Genomic DNA, 15,769 nt, shown 5'->3' with positions numbered 1-15,769 from the left:
GCAGGTCGTGGCGTGGGCCCGCGCGCTACTCCTTCTTCGATGAAGTCGAGTCAGGGAGGTTCAGCTCGGCGCGTGTCGCTGCCTGGACGCGGCGGGCCTGCCGGGGGCGGGCCACCAGCGGCGGCGGAGCGGCGGGCGCGCCGGGCTGCTGGAGCGACTCCAGGTGCTTCGCCAGCGCTTCGAGCGTGGGGTGCTCGAAGAGCACGCGGAGCGACACGTCCACCTTCCAGGTCTCCTGGATGCGGGCCACCACCTGGACGGCCTTCATCGACTGGCCTCCCAGGTCGAAGAAGCTGTCGCGCGCGCCGACCTGCTCCACCGCCAGGACGTCGCGCCAGATGGCCGCGAGCTGGACTTCGGTGGGCGTACGCGGGGCCTCGTAGGCCGCCGACGCGCGTTGGCTCGACGAGGGCGCGGGGAGCGCCTTGCGGTCCAGCTTGCCGTTGGCCGTCCGGGGGAAGGACTCCAGCATCACGAAGTGGCCAGGCACCATGTACGCCGGCAGGTGGGCCGCCAGATGCTGGCGGAGCGTCAGGGCTTCGGGCGCCGTGTCGGCACGCACATAGGCGACCAGCTCCGCGTGGCCGGACACGTCCCACAGCTTCACGGCGGCTTCCTGGACGCCGGGGGCTTGTGCCAGCCGGGCTTCAATCTCACCCAGCTCGATGCGGAAGCCGCGCAGCTTCACCTGCCCATCACCGCGGCCCAGGTACTCCAGCGTGCCGTCGGGCAGCGCGCGCACCAGGTCGCCCGTGGCATAGAGCCGGCCACCCGGCGTCTGGCCAAAGGGGTCCGGCACGAAGCGCTCCGCCGTCAGGTCCGGCCGGTGGAGGTAGCCCTGCGCCACGCCGTGCCCGCCGATGTACAGCGCGCCCGTCACGCCCATGGGCACCGGGTGCATGGCCGCGTCCAGCACGTACACCTGCGTGTTGCCAATGGGGCGGCCCAGGGTGAGTCGCCCGCCCGGCTCCAGGCGCGCGGTGGTGGACCAGATGGTCGTCTCGGTGGGCCCGTACATGTTCCACAGCGAGGCACCGCGCGCACACAGCGGCTCGACGAGCTCGGAGGGCAGGGCCTCTCCACCGCAGAGCAGCTTCAGCGAGGGACTCCCCGTCCACCCCAGCGTCAACAGCATCCGCCAGGTGGAGGGCGTGGCCTGCATCACCGAGGCGCCACTCTCCGCCAGCGCGCGCAGCAGCCGGGTGCCATCCACGGCCGTCTCGCGGCTGGCGATGACGACGCCGCCGCCCACGCTCAGGGGCAGGAAGAGCTCGAGGACGGAGATGTCGAAGGCCACCGTCGTCACCGCGAACAGCGTGTCCTGCTCCGTCATCCCCGGCGCCCGCTGCATGGACGCCATGAAGTTGACGACCGCGGCGTGCGGCACGGCCACGCCCTTGGGACGGCCCGTGGAGCCGGAGGTGTAGAGCACGTAGGCCAGGTTCGAGCCCGCGAGCGTCACCTGGGGCCGCGTCGCCGGAGCGCCAGCGGCCTCCGCCAGCAGCATGCGCTTGCCGTGATAGGCGGGCACCTGCGCGGCCAGCGCCGGCTCGGTCAGCAGCAGCGAGACGCCACTGTCGTCCAGGATGTGCGCCAGCCGGTCCGGTGGATACAGCGGGTCCAGCGGCACGTACGCCGCGCCCGCCTTCAGGATGCCGAGCAGCCCCACGAGCAGCTCCAGCGAGCGCTCCAGGAAGATGCCCACGCGGTGTCCCGGCTCCACGCCGAGCTGGCGCAGGCGGTTCGCCAACCGGTTCGCCTGTTCGTCCAGCTCCCGGTAGGTCACCGCGCGCGACTCGAAGCGCGCGGCGGTGGCGTCCGGACGCCGCGCGACCTGCTGCTCGAAGAGGCCATGGAGGCTGTCGGGCAGGGGCAGGTCGACCGCGGTGTCGTTCCACTCCCGGAGGAGCCGGTGGCGCTCGGGGCCGGTCAGCAGCGGCAGGTCCGCCACGGGCAGGGCGGGGGTCTCCGCGATGCCCGCGAGCAGCGTGAGCAGGTGCCCGGACATCCGCTCGATGGTGACGCCGTCGAACAAGTCCGTGTTGTAGTTCAGCTCGCTGAGCAGCCCCTGCGCCGTCTCCGCCATCGACAGGGACAGGTCGAACTGGGTGGTGCCGCTCTCGACCTCGAGCTGCTCCAGCGTGAGCCCGGAGAGCGAGAGGACCTCGGACGGTGTGTTCTGGAGCGTGAACAGCACCTGGAAGAGCGGGGAGTAGCTGGGGTCGCGCGCCGGCTGGAGCGCCTCGACCAGTTGCTCGAAGGGCAGCGTCTGGTGGGCGTAGGCCTTCAGCGTGTCCTGGCGCACGCGCGCCAGCAGCTCGGAGAACGGGCGCGCGCCGTCCACCTGGAGCCGCAGCGGCAACGAGTTGACGAAGAGGCCGATGAGGGGCTCCGTCTGGGGCACGCGGTTGGCGATGGGCGTGCCGATGACGAGGTCCGCCTGCCGGCTCGTCCGGGACAGGAGCACGCCGAACGCGGACAGCAGCGTCATGAACAGCGTGGCCTCCGCCTCGCGGCTTCGCTGCTTGAGCCGGGCGGTCAGCTCCGCCGGGACGGTGAAGCGGTGCGTCGCGCCCTGGAACCGCTGGTGGGCGGGACGAGGCCGGTCCGTGGGCAGCTCCAGCAGCGCGGGGGCGCCCGTCAGATATTCGCGCCACCAGGCGAGGTGCGGCTGGAGGCCACCGTTGGTGGCACGTTGCTGCTGCCAGCGCGCGAAGTCGCTGTACTGAAGCGCCGGCTCGGGCAGGGGAGACGGCTCACCCGTGCTGAACGCGCGGTAGAGCGCCGCCAGCTCCCGGATGAGGACGCCCAGGGACCAGCCGTCGCAGGCGACGTGGTGGAGCGTGAGCAGCAGCACGTGCTCACGGGGCTCCAGCCGCAACAGGGCAAGGCGCAGGGGCAGGTCGCGCGACAGGTCAAAGGGCCTGCCTGCTTCTTCCGTCGCGCGCCGCCGGACCTCCGCCAGCCGCGCATCGGCCGGCAGGTGCTGCAGGTCCACCTCGGCCATCGTCACCGGTGCGGGAGGCAGGACGCTCTGGAAGGGCTGGCCCTGCTGCTGCCCATAGGTGGTGCGCAGCACCTCGTGACGCCGGACGATTTCGTCCAGGCTCCGCTGGAGCGCCGCGACGTCCAGCGCGCCTTCGAGTCGCAGCGCGGCGGGCATGTTGTACGCGCCGCTGGGGCCCTGGAACTGCTCCAGGAACCACATGCGCTGCTGCCCCGAGGACAGCGGCAGCGTCCCGTCACGCGGGGCCACGGGGATGAGGTCCGCGGCGCTCTGGAGCGACTGGCCGACCTGCTGGAGGAAGGAGACCAGCTCCTCCTTGTGGGACTTCAGCTCCCCGAGCAGGTCGGGCGTCATCACGCCCGGCGGCGCGTTGAAGCGCAGGCGCTCGCCTTCCATCCACAGGCGCACGTCGTGCTTGCGCAGCCGGGTCAGCAATCCGTCGATACCGTTCACAGCTCCCCCTCTTCCCGGCTCGCGCCGTTGACGCTGGTGTCTTCCGCCGTGCGGGACGCCCACAGGACGGTGTCCACGTGCTCCGCGAGGCCGGCGATGGTCGTCTGCTTGAAGAGCCGCTCCAGCGGCAGCTCCACCTTGAGCGCGTCGCGCAGCCGCGAAGCCACCTGCGTGGCCAGCAGCGAGTCGCCGCCCAGCTCGAAGAAGTCGTCGTGGATGCCCACGCGAGTCAGGCGCAGGGCCTTCATCCACACCTCCGCCAGCGTCTGCTCGGTGGGGGTGCGCGGCGCGACGAAGGGGCGCGTGGGCGCGCTGGCCTCCGGGTCGGGCGCGGGCAGCGCCTTGCGGTCCAGCTTCCCGCTGGCGGTGAGCGGCATCGCCTCCAGGCGCACGAAGAAGGCGGGGACCATGTAGTCCGGCAGCTTCTCCAGCAGGAACTGGCGCAGCGCGGCGGGCGTCACGCTGGCGTTCGCGGAGGGCACCACGTAGGCCACCAGGCGCTTGTCGTGTCCGGCCAGCGCGCCGGGCTCCTCGCGGACGGTGACGACGACCTCCTGGACGTGCTCGTGCGCGCTCAGCGCGGACTCAATCTCCCCGAGCTCGATGCGGAAGCCGCGCACCTTCACCTGGTGGTCGGCGCGGCCCAGGAACTCGAGGGTGCCGTCCGGCCGGTGGCGGACCTGGTCTCCGGTCCGGTAGAGCCGCGCCGCCGGGTCGTCGCTGAACGGGTCCGGCACGAAGCGCTGGGCCGTGAGCTCCGGGCGGTTCAGATAGCCAGCCGCCACCAGCGGCCCGCCGATGTGCAGCTCTCCCGCCACGCCGATGGGCACGGGCGCGCCGTGCCGGTCCAGCACGTAGCAGGGCCGGTTCGCCAGCGGCCGGCCAATGGGGACGCGCGGGGCGCTCCACCCCTTGGGGATGTCGAAGGTGGTGGCGGTGATGAGCGTCTCGGTGGGCCCGTAGGCGTTCAGCGTGCGCACGTTGCCCAGCGGGCCGCGCTGCCACAGCTCCAGCACCTTGGGCAGCACGGTGTCGCCGCCGATGATGACCAGCCGCAAGTCGTGCGCGCCGAGGGCCGGTGGTGCTTCGGCCCAGCTCTGCGTGAGCTGCTGCCAGTACGCGGTGGGGAAGTTCATCACCGACAGCCGCTGCTCGACGACGCGGCGGGCCAGCTCCTCGGGCGTCCAGACCTGGTTGCCGCGGAGGACGAGCGTGGCGCCCGTCATGAGCGTGGGGAGGATCTGCTCCAGGGACGCGTCGAAGTTGAACGAGGCGAACTGCAACACGCGGTCTCGCTCGGTCAGCTCGAAGTGGAGCCGCATGTCCTGGAAGTGGACCGCCATCTGCCCGTGGGCAATGACGACGCCCTTGGGTTCACCCGTGGAGCCGGACGTGTAGATGACGTAGGCCGGAGACGTGGCCGTCGCCGCGTCGGGCAGGTTCTCCGTGGAGCGGGACGCCAGCGTGACGGCGTCCGTGTCCAGGTGGACGACCTTCGCGGTGTGCGCGGGCAGCCGCTCCGCCAGGGACTGCTTCGTCACCAGCACCGCCACGCGCGCGTCATCCAGCAGGAAGCGCAGCCGCTCCGCCGGGTGCGCCGGGTCCAGCGGCACGTAGGCGCCACCGGCCTTGAGGATGGCCAGCAGCGTCACCAGCATCTCGGGGGAGCGGTCGATGAACGCGCCCACCAGCACCCCCGGCCCGACGCCCAGGCCGCGCAGGTGGTGCGCGAGCTGGTTCGCGCGCCGGTTGAAGTCCGCGTAGGTGATGGCCTGTCCGTCCAGCTCCACGGCGTGCGCGCCGGGACGCGCGGCGGCCTGCTGCTCGATGAACTGGTGGGTGAGCAGGTCCTCCCGGTAGCCCACCTGGTTCTGGTTCCACGCCACCAGCACCTTGCGGCGCTCGCCGGGGGTGAGCATCGGCAGGTCGGCCACGCGCGCCTCCGGCTGCTTGAGCGCGCCCGTCAGCAGCGTGCGGAAGCCCTGGGCCCAGCGGGCCAGCGTCTGGGCCTCGAACAGGTCGGTGTTGTAGTCGAAGTCGAGGACGAGCCCGTCCTCGGCGTCGATGACGTTCAGGCTCAGGTCGAAGGCGGCGTAGCGCACGGGCTGCGGGAGGAAGTGCGTCCGCAGGCCTTCCATCTGGAGGCTCCCCAGCGGGCGCTCCACGTTGAAGGTGACGCTGACGAGCGGCGTGTGGCTCGTGCTGCGCGGCAGGCCCAGGCGCTTGATGAGCAACGCGAAGGGATGGTCCTGGTGCTCGAACGCCTCCCACAGCACCTGCTTGAGGCCCTGGAGGTGCTCGGTGAAGGGCTGCTCGCCCTGGACATGGCTGGCGATGGGCAGCAGGTGCGAGCAGTAGCCCACCAGACCTTCGCTCCCCTCCAGACCACGGCCCGCCGTGGGGATGCCCACCAGCACGTCGTCCTGGCCCGTGAGCCGGTGCAGGAAGGTGGTGTAGACGGACAGCAGCAGCATGAAGAGCGTGGACTGCTGCTGCGCGGCGGCCTCGCGCAGGGCCTGGGTGGTGGCGCCGTCCAGCCGCAGCGTCTCGCGGGCACCCCGGTGGCTGCGGTGCGCGGGGCGGCCGAAGTCGGTGGGCAGCTCCAGCGCGGGCAGCGTCTCCACGCGCCGGCTGAGCCAGAAGCGCTCGTGGGCCGCCTGCTCCTTCGTGCCGGTCTGCTGCTGGAGCCACTGCACGTAGTCGCCCCACTGCATCGCGGGCGGCTGCGGGGGGCTCTTGCCTCCAAGGAGCTCGGTGTAGCGCGCGGCGATTTCACGGACGACGACGCCCAGCGACCAGCCATCCACGGCGACGTGATGCGCGGTGAGGACGAAGACGTGCTCCCGCGCGCCCAGCTTCAGCAGGTGGACCCGGAAGGGCGGTCCCTGGTGCAGGTCGAACGGGGTGGTGCTCTCCTGCTCGTACCAGGCGGCCAGTCGCTGTGGCTGCTCGGGCGCGGGCGTCGCGGACAGGTCCAGCAAGGGAAGGGGCAGGGCGAGTGACGCCGCGGCGGTCTGCTCTTCGCCGGACGCGTGGACGTGGAGGCGCAGCGCTTCATGCCGGTCCACGACGTGCTGCACCGCGCGTTCGAGCGCCTCGCGCTGGAGGGCTCCGTCGAGCCGCAGGCTCATCGACAGGTTGTAGGAGATGGAGCCGCCCGGGCTCATCTGGGCCAGCACCCAGAGCTGCCGCTGTGCCTCCGTCATGGGGAGGGTGCGCGGCTCCGCGCGGAGGGGCTCGGAGGGGGTGCCGCGTGGCCAGAAGCCACCGGCGCGCATGTCGGCGACCGTCTCGGAGGCCGCGCGGACGATGGCGTCGAAGTCCTCGTCCGAGTGCGCGGTGGAGAGCATGCACGTGCGCCCCTCCCAGACGTAGATGCCGCGCTGGATGAGATGGCTGAAGAACAGGTCCATCTCCAGCGACTGGTACAGGTAGCTGGTGTTGCCCGCGGCGGAGAAGCGCAGCACCGAGCCGCAGTGGACCGTCTCGATGGGCGCCTGCTCGCGCTGGAAGAGCGCGTTGAGCCTCGCGGCGAGCCCCGCGGCGCGGCGGCCCAGCTCCTCCTGGAGCGCGGGCCCCTGGGCCTTGAGGTGCTCCAGGGTCGCGAGCGTGGTCGCCATGGTCAGCGGGTGCTTGCAGAACGTGCCCGCGGAGAAGGTCGTCTCGACGGCGGGGTAGGACGCGTCGCCGTAGCTCCAGTCGCCGCCGTCGATGCGGTCCACGAAGCCGCCCCGGTCCGCGACGGCGCCAATGGCCAGGCCGCCACCGAGCACCTTGCCGTAGGTGACCAGGTCCGCCTCGATGCCGTACCAGGCCTGGGCGCCGCCCGGGTGGAGCCGGAAGCCGGTGATGATTTCGTCGAAGATGAGGGGCACGCCCGCATCCCGCGTCAGCTCCCGCAGCGCCTGGAGGAAGGCCCGGGGCTGGAGGTTGGGGCGGCGGCTCTGCACGGGCTCGACGAGGACGCCCGCCAGCTCGTGAAGGTGCTCGCGGATGAGCTCCAGCGTGCGCTCCTCGCCGTAGGGCAGCACGAGGACGTCCTCGACGACCTTGGGGGACACGCCCGCCGCCATGGGCAGCGACTGGGGCTCGCCGTTGAGCATGCGGCCCACCACCAGCGTCCCGTCGGAGTGGCCGTGGTAGGAGCCGGTGAACATCACGATCTTCGTCCGGCCCGTCGCCGCGCGCGCCAGCCGGAGCGCCGTCATCACCGCCTCCGTCCCGGAGTTGCAGAAGGTGACGCGCTTCATCCCGGTCAGCTCGCAGAGCAGCTCCGCGGCCCGTCCGCCCAGGTCCGACTGGGGGCCCAGCTCCATGCCCTCCGCCAGCCGCCGCTGGAGCGCCTCCACGATGAAGGGCGGGTTGTGACCGAACAGGTGCACCCCGAAGCCCATGGAGAAGTCGATGTACTCGTTGCCGTCCGCGTCCCAGATGCGCGAGCCCTTCGAGCGCACGCTGACGATGGGGTAGCAGACCTCCTTCAGCTCGGGCCGGAAGTTCATCAGCCAGCGCACGTCGCTCCACTTCGAGCGGTAGCGGATGGCCGCTTCCTTCGAGCGCTTCGTGCGGGCGGTGTACTTCGCGATGTGCCCGTCCAGGTGCCGCTGCTGCGCCTCGGGGAGCGCGCGCTCCGGTGTGCCGGACTTCGGCCCCGCGCCAAACGGCGACGTCCCCCCCGCCTTCGCGGGAGCGGAGGGGGCGGCCTTCGGCACGGGCGCCGGGGCTTCAGGCGCCGCGACAGGGAGCGGCGCCGCGGGACGGCCGCCCAGGAGCGCGAGCTGCTGCGCCATGAGCTGGAGCTGCTGCTGGATGAGCTGCTCGACGGCGCTGCCCACAGGCGCGGCGAGCGTGTTCGCGGCGGGGGCCCCGGTGACGGCGGGCACGCTCACGGAGGCCGGCGCGGCGACGGCGACCGCGGGCCGCGGCGCGGGGCTCAAGGTGAAGCTCGCGGGGAGGGCCTGGTCGAGGTGGCTCGCCAGGGCCTCCAGCGTCGTCAGCTCCTCGAAGAGCTGACGGATGGCCAGCTTGATGCCGAAGCGCTTCTCCACGTTGCGGATGGCGTCCAGCAACACGAGCGAGTCCGCGCCCATCTCCAGGAAGGACAGGCGCGGGTCGAGCTTCTCGGGAGGCGCCTGGAGCAGCAGGGCGACCATCGCGCGGAGCTCCGCGAGGATTCGCTCCTGGCGTGACACGACGGGCGCTGTGGCGGAGGTCTGGGTCATCATCGTCGGGCCGTGGGCAGGGGAGGGGAGCGTGGAGTCCAGCAAGTACGTCTGACGCTCGAAGGGATAGGTGGGCAGTGGAACGCGCCGCCGTGAGTGGGGCGCCTCCACGGCGCTCCAGGAGATGGAGACGCCACGCGTGTGCAGCGCACCGAGGCTGCCGAGCAGGGTCTCCCAGGCGTCGTGCTGACGCCGCAGGCTAGGGAGCCACAGGCTCGCGCTGTCGGGAGCGCAGCGCTTCGCCATGCCGAGCAGCGTGTCGTGCGGCCCCAGCTCGATGAACAGCGCTGGCCCCGCGTGCGTCAGCGTCTGGAGGCTCTTGAAGAACTGGACGGGCGCGCGCGCGTGTCGCCGCCAGTACGCGGCGTCGGGCGCCTGCGTCATCCGCTCACCGGTGAGGTTGGAGATGAGCGGGAGGTGGGGCGCGCGGGCGGGCAGGACGCGGGCCACCTGCTCGAAGCCATCGAGCATCGGCTCCAGCAGCGGTGAGTGGAACGCGTGCGAGACGGTCAGTGGCCGCGACTCCACGCCCTGGGCCTGGAGCGACGTGGTGACGCGCAGGAGCGCGTCGCGCTCGCCGGAGATGACGACGTGCCGGGGCCCATTGATGGCGGCGACGTCCAGCATCCGCTCGCCCTCCAGCGCCGCGCGCACGGTGGCTTCATCCGCCAGGATGGCCGCCATGGCGCCGTTCTGCGGCAGCGCCTGGATGAGCCGGCCGCGCGTCGCCAGCAGGGCCAGCGCCTCCTCCAGCCCGAGCGCGCCCGCCGCATGCGCGGCCGTGAACTCACCCACGCTGTGGCCCATGACGGCGTCCGGCGTCACGCCCCACGAGCGCCACAGCTCCGTCAGCGCATGGCCCAGCGCGAACAGCGCCGGTTGGGTGTAGCGCGTCTGGTGGATGAGCTGCGCGGTGGCGTCCGTCGTCGGAAACAGCACCGACAGCAGCGGGACGTCCAGGTGGGGACGGAGGAACTCGTCGCAGCGCTCCAGCGCCTCGCGGAAGACGGGCGCGCTGTCGAAGAGCTGCCGCCCCATGCCCGGGTACTGGGTGCCCTGTCCGGGGTACAGGAAGATGATTCGCGGCGTCGCGCCGCGCTGCACCTCGCCATGATGCGCCCCCGGTGTGGCGTGCCCGTTCGCGAAGGACTCCAGCCGCGACGCCAGCTCCGCGGTCGAACCCGCGGTGAGCGCCAGCCGGTGGGGCCAGACGTTGCGGCCGGTGTTCGCGGTGAAGCAGACCTCCGCCAGCGCGGGCGCGTCCGGGAGGGAGAGGTGCTCCTGGTATTGCCGCGCCATGCGCCGCAGGGCCGCGTCACTCCGTGCCGACAACGTCAGGACGTGGCTGCCGCGCTCGGGGGCGCGCGGTGTCTGGGCGGGACGGGGAGGGGGCTCGCTCAGGATGACGTGGGCGTTGGTTCCCCCAAAGCCAAAGGCGCTGACCCCCGCGACGCGAGCACCGGGCGCTTGTGGCCACGGCTCGGGGCGCGTCGGAATCTGGAAGCGCTCCGGGTCCAGGGCGATGTGCGGGTTGAGCGTGCGCAGGTGGACCTGGGGCGGAATCTCGCCGTGGCCCAGCGCGAGCACCGCCTTCATCAACCCCGCGATGCCGGCCGCCGCCTCCAGGTGGCCGATGTTGCTCTTCGCCGAGCCGATGAAGCAGCGCTGCGTGGCGCTCCTCCCCGGCGACAGCACCGTCTTCAGCGCCGCCAGCTCGATGGGGTCGCCCAGCGGCGTCCCCGTGCCGTGCGCTTCGACGTAGCCAACCTGTTCGGGGGACAGCCGCGCCTGACGGAGCGCCTGCTGGATGACGTCCTGCTGCGCTGCGCCGCTGGGCGCGGTGAGCCCGTTGCTGAGCCCGTCATGATTCACCGCCGAGCCGCGGATGACGGCGAGGATGGGCGCCCCCGAGGCCCGCGCGTCCGACAGCCGCTGGAGGACGACGACGCCGCAGCCCTCGGAGCGCACGTAGCCGTCCGCCGAGGCGTCGAACGTCTTGCAGCGGCCATCCGCCGCCATCATCCCCGCCTGCGAGAAGGCGATGGTGAGCTCGGGGGAGAGGATGAGGTTCACCCCGCCCGCCAGCGCCAGGTCGCACTCGCGGCCCCGGAGGCTCTGGCAGGCCAGGTGGACCGCCACGAGCGACGACGAGCACGCGGTGTCCACGGCCATGCTCGGGCCGCGCAGGCCCAACACGTAGGACAGCCGGTTGGCCGCGATGCTGTGCGCGTTGCCCGTGCCCGCGTAGGCGTCCAGCAAGGCCCGGTCGCCGAACTGGCGCTGCGCATAGTCGCTGGTGCTGATGCCGACGAAGACGCCCGTGCGGCTGCCCTGAAGCCCCTGCGGCGCCTGTCCCGCGCGCTCCAGCGCCTCCCAGGCGACTTCCAGCAGCAGCCGCTGCTGCGGGTCCATCCGCACGGCTTCCCGGGGGGAGATGCCGAAGAACAGCGGGTCGAACGCGCCGACGTCCTCGATGAAGCCGCCCCAGCGCGTGTTCATCGTCGCGGGCGTGGTCGGGTCCGGCGCGTAGAAGCGCGCCGCGTCCCAACGGTCCGCGGGGACCTCGGTGATGGCGTCACCGCCGCGCTGGAGCAGCGCCCAGAAGGCCTCGGGCGTGGGCGCTCCCGGGAAGCGGCAGCCCAGCGCCGTCACCGCGATGGCGTCGTCGTGCGCGGCCTCGGGGGCGGGCGTCTCGGCCGCGTGTCTCGCGGGCGCGGCGTCGTTGCCGAGCGCCTGGCTGAGCGCATCGATGGTGGGGTGCTCCCAGACGATGGTGGGAGACACCTCGCGGCCCAGCCAGTCCGCCAACTCGCCCGACAGGAACACCGCGTCCTTCGACGTCAGCCCGTAGCGGACGAAGGGCTCCTGGCTGTCGACTTCAGCCGGCGCGAGCCTGGCGGCCTCGGCCACGTAGTTGCGCAGCCAGGCCTCGATTTCGCCGCGCGTACGGGCGCCGGGGCCACCGGAGACCAGAGGGGAATCCACAGGGGCCTGCACGACACCGGAAGATGGCTTCATGGAAACTATGGGAGCGGGAGTGAAATCCTGCAGTCCGTGATTATTATGAAACCGTCCTGAATCCGACTAGTCTCGAAGGAGTTCCGGGGTAAATTTCTGGTGCCAGCGCTCGAAACGGGCGGCGGCGCGTTCCTGGTGGGCTCCGGTGAGAGGATGTCCGGAGTGACCCACCGCTGTGACGACAGGGGCATGCGATGGCGTTCAGCGACTTCGAGTGCTGGTCCGAATCGGGTCAGCTTGAATGCGTGGCGGTGTTCCGGCCCGCGGCGCTGGACGTCACCAGCGCCGAGGAGGCGGCGGCGGTGGGCTTCACGCGGCCCGTCACGCGCTCGGAGGCGGAGGACGCCTTCGGGCGGCTGCGGGACACGCTGACGCGCTTCGGCTGCCGGACGATTGACCTGTGGGAGCTGCTGCCCGAGCGCGAGCGCGCGGTGAGCGACACCACGGTGAACCGCGTCTTCGTCCGCGACACGGCGGCGGTGCTCGGGCGTCAGTTGGTGACGGGCACGGCGGCGTTCCCCGTGCGGCTGGCGGAGTTCGACGTGGCGCACCGGGCGCTGTCGCAGCTCCAGCCGGACGTGCTGGGCGACGACGCCGCGACGTCCGCGCGCATCGAGTTCGGGGATGTCTTCGTGCTCGACGCGGAGCGGCTGTTGGTCAACGTGGGCCTGCGAAGTGACTCGCGGGCGCTACAGCCCTTCCTGGAGCTGGCGTGGCGCTCGGGCTTCCGTGAAGCCGCGGTGGTCCGCATCCCAGAGAGCCTGGGCATCATCCACCTGGACCTGGCCTTCAACGTGCTGGGGCCCCACGCGGTGGTGGCGCGCGCCTTCCTCCGGCACACGCCCATCCAGGTGTTCCAGCAGGGACGGGCGCCGCACTGGGAGCCCTTCGACGGCTACTTCGCCCGGCGCGGCCGGCGCGTCATCCCCTTCGAGCCACGCGGGGAGGGCGGCTTCATGTCGAACTTCATCTACGTGGGGCCGAACCAGATTCTCGCCTCGGAGAGCGCCGCGGCGGCGCTGCGTCCCCTGGCGACGGAGGCCGGAATCGACGTGGCCAGCGTGGACATCGAGGCGCTGGAGCGGGGCAACGGCAGCGTGCGGTGCCTGACGATGCCCCTGCGCCGGCGGGCGGTGTAGCGAAGAATCGCCGGGAGCCGGTCCTCAGGAGGGGCGGCCCAGCGCGGGCGCCGGGAGTGCATCCTCTTCGCGCTCGTAGTAGAGGCTGGCGCAGCCCTTCTCGTAGACGACGAGCACCCGGTCACTCTCCTCCAGCAGGTCGGAGGCCTTCTCCGTGGCCTTGCGGACGAGTACGTCGAACTTCCCCGGGCGCTGTTTGTTTCCGGCCCGGACTGTCACGACTGGCATGCGGTGTCCCGCTCCTTGTGCCCCGCGGCGAGCGGTTCCAGGCGGACTGCCCTGGCCCATGCCCATCCGAAGGTAACAAGGCGTGTCATAATCAAACGAACAGTCCGTTGACAAGCGTGCCGCGCCATGGCGGGAAGTGGGGCCCATGCACCGCTCGCTCCCCGTCTTCCTGGTTGTTGTCCTGGGTCTGGCTTCCTCCGCTGGCGCGCAGGAGTCGCGGCGGCCGCCGGAGCACCGCTCTCCGACGCCCGCCTGGGCGCCGCGTGGCGTGTTCCTCGGCGCCAGCCTGCAGGATGGCGTGCTCTCCTCCCAGACGAAGGTTCAGTGGCAGTTCACCTTCTACCAGGACCGCAAGGACGCCTTCGCGCTGCTGCTGGAGGGCAGCGTGTCGTGGGGGCTCGCGTTCCCGGACCCGGAGAGCGGCAAGCCGCAGAACGCGGTGCGGTCCTTCTACCAGCACAGCCCGCAGGTGGGCGTGGGCTACCGCAACCACCTGCCCGGCGGGTTCCACTGGGCCTTCCAGGTGACGGGCGGCCCCGTCTTCTACGGCGCCAACTTCAACGAGGGACTGGAGCCGGACCGGCGCGTGGCGGGCGTCATCGAGGGCCGCGTGCACCTGGGCTACCAGTTCGGCGCCGTCGCCGCCGGGCTCGCTGTGGGGTATGGCGAGCCCTTTGGCTACAAGCGCCGCAGCCTCGGCCGCTTCTTCGTGAGTGGCCCGATGATCGGGTTGTTCATGGATTGGCGGTAGGCTTTGCGTAGAGTGCGAATGGAGAGCACCCTGTTCGCACCCTGCGTATGCCCGAGCCGCTCAGCGCCCATGTGTCGCGATACCTCCGCAACCGAGACGTCTTCGAGCGGAACCTGCCTCCCGCGTTGCTCGTCTTCACTCCGGCGACGGAGGAGGCTGGCGGTGGGGACGCGGAGGAGTACCGTCTGAAGACGGTGACGAACGCGGGGTCGCCCACGCTGGGCGCCAGCGGCCCGGTGGTGTTTCCCGTCGTGAAGTCACGGACCAACGCCTTCGGGCGGGGCATCACCGTGGGGCGGACGGGCAACAACGACGTGGTGCTGGATGACGGCAGCGTGTCCCGCTTCCACGCCTGGTTCAGCCGGGAGGAAGGCCATGCGGGCTTCCTGCTGACGGACGCGGGTTCGAGGAATGGCTCCTGGGCCGGGGGCGTCCGGCTGGTGCCCCGGCGGGCCGTCCCGGTGGCGGATGGGGCCCGGTTGCGCTTTGGCCAGGTGGAGGTCGGTTTCTACACGGCCAGCGGTTTTGTGCGGATGCTGGCCGTGAGGATGGCTCCCTGAGCCTTGCCACGTCTTCGTGGGCCTGCGTAACGTGCGAAGTCGCCCTCTGTCACACACGGGAGTGTTCGCGGTGGCCTTGACCACAGAAGCTTTTGGACTGACCGACGTCGGCCGCAAGCGGCAGCACAACGAAGACGCGATGCTGGTGGATTCGGCGCTCGGCCTCTACGTGGTGGCTGACGGCATGGGCGGCCACGCGGCCGGCGAGGTCGCGAGCAACCGCGCCACGGAGGTCGTCAAGCAGCACATCTCCGCCAACCGGCACCTGCTGAAGGACCTGGGCAACAACCCGACGCCGGACAGCCGCTCCGCGGCGGCGGCGCTCGTGGAGGTGGCCGTCCAGCGCGCGTGCGCGGACATCTACCGGACGGCGATGTCGGACGCGACCAAGCGCGGCATGGGCACGACGTTCGTGTGCCTGGCGGTGGGCGGCAACAAGGGCGTCATCGGCCACGTCGGTGACAGCCGCGTCTACCTGGTGCGGCACGGCCAGTGCCACCGGCTGACGGAGGACCACACGCTGGTCGCCGCGCAGCTCAAGGCCGGCACCATCACCAAGGACCAGGCCGCCAACTCGCAGTACCGCAACGTCATCACCCGCGCGGTGGGCATCCAGGAGTCCGTCCAGGTCGACACGCTCATCGTGGACCTGGTGCCGGGCGACATGTTCATCCTCTGCTCGGACGGCCTGCACGGCTACGTGGAGGACGAGGAGGTCCTCCCGCTGATCTCCGGCATCGCGCCGGCGGACCTGCCCAAGCGCTTCATCGACGTGGCCAACGAGCGCGGCGGCAAGGACAACATCACCGCCGTGGTGGTGAAGGTCGCGGGCGAAGGCGCCACCGTCAGCGAGGAGTCGAGCGAGGCGCAGTCGCGCATGGAGGCGCTGCGCAAGATTCCGCTCTTCCGCCACCTCACGTACAAGGAGCAGACGGCGGTGCTGTCCATCGCCACCACCCGCACGTATCCGGCGGGCCGTGAAATCGTGGTGGAGGGGCAGCCGGGCGAGGAGCTCTTCGTCGTCATCCGGGGCCGGGTGGCCATCGAGAAGAACGGCGTGGAGATCGCCGAGCTGCGCGCGGGCGGGCACTTCGGGGAGATGGGGCTCATCGACAACGCGCCGCGCTCGGCGACGGTGCGGGCCACGGAGCCCACGCGCACCATGGTCATCTCGCGGCCGGACCTGATGGGGCTGATGAAGCGAGAGTCCATCCTCGCGGTGAAGATGCTCTGGAGCTTCGTCCAGGTGCTCAGCGACCGGCTCCGCGCCACCAACTCGGAGCTCAGCGAGGCCCGGCAGGAGCTGGCCGTGGCCCAGGCGATCGCCCCGTTCGCCGAGGAGTAGACGCCAGCGCCCGGAATTTCCAGGGGGAATCGGCCGTTCCGCGCCC

Annotated in this window: 7 protein-coding genes; 4 read left to right on the top strand and 3 right to left on the bottom strand. The window is 71.4% G+C overall.

Features of this window, described 5'->3' with window-relative positions:
* Positions 1 to 25: 25 nt before the first annotated feature.
* Together MYMAC_RS21800 and MYMAC_RS21795 are read right to left on the bottom strand one after the other, a co-directional pair.
* Complete coding sequence (locus tag MYMAC_RS21800; protein WP_095959481.1) at positions 26 to 3,460, bottom strand: non-ribosomal peptide synthetase; 3,435 nt, start codon at positions 3,458 to 3,460, stop codon at positions 26 to 28.
* Complete coding sequence (locus MYMAC_RS21795; protein ID WP_095959480.1) at positions 3,457 to 11,700, bottom strand: hybrid non-ribosomal peptide synthetase/type I polyketide synthase; 8,244 nt, start codon at positions 11,698 to 11,700, stop codon at positions 3,457 to 3,459. The genes MYMAC_RS21800 and MYMAC_RS21795 overlap by 4 nt, the downstream gene beginning before the upstream one ends.
* Positions 11,701 to 11,894: 194 nt before the next feature.
* On the opposite strand from MYMAC_RS21795, the gene MYMAC_RS21790 reads away from it, so the two are divergent.
* Entirely contained in the window at positions 11,895 to 12,839 is a 945-nt protein-coding gene (locus tag MYMAC_RS21790) for an arginine deiminase family protein (protein ID WP_013940995.1), read from the top strand.
* Positions 12,840 to 12,863: 24 nt separating this feature from the next.
* Here the strand turns inward: MYMAC_RS21790 and MYMAC_RS21785 are convergent, their stop codons facing one another.
* Positions 12,864 to 13,067: a hypothetical protein gene (locus MYMAC_RS21785; protein WP_013940994.1), complete on the bottom strand. Its 204-nt coding sequence runs from the start codon at positions 13,065 to 13,067 to the stop codon at positions 12,864 to 12,866.
* 145 nt (positions 13,068 to 13,212) lie between these two features.
* Between MYMAC_RS21785 and MYMAC_RS21780 the strand changes: the two genes are divergently transcribed.
* From MYMAC_RS21780 to MYMAC_RS21770, 3 genes are all read left to right on the top strand, one after another.
* On the top strand, positions 13,213 to 13,818 hold the full coding sequence (locus tag MYMAC_RS21780; protein WP_095959479.1) for a hypothetical protein: 606 nt from the start codon (positions 13,213 to 13,215) through the stop codon (positions 13,816 to 13,818).
* 47 nt (positions 13,819 to 13,865) lie between these two features.
* Positions 13,866 to 14,378 carry an FHA domain-containing protein gene (locus MYMAC_RS21775; protein WP_095959478.1) on the top strand — a complete coding sequence of 171 codons (513 nt, stop codon included), beginning with the start codon at positions 13,866 to 13,868 and terminating at the stop codon, positions 14,376 to 14,378.
* A 61-nt stretch (positions 14,379 to 14,439) separates the two neighbouring features.
* A complete protein-coding gene (locus tag MYMAC_RS21770; RefSeq protein ID WP_095959477.1) occupies positions 14,440 to 15,723 on the top strand; it encodes a Stp1/IreP family PP2C-type Ser/Thr phosphatase in 1,284 nt (427 codons plus the stop codon).
* Positions 15,724 to 15,769 lie beyond the last annotated feature (46 nt).

This window comes from Corallococcus macrosporus DSM 14697 (genome assembly GCF_002305895.1).
Classification (GTDB): Bacteria; Myxococcota; Myxococcia; order Myxococcales; family Myxococcaceae; genus Myxococcus; species Myxococcus macrosporus.
This window is presented reverse-complemented; position numbering and strand designations above follow the sequence as displayed.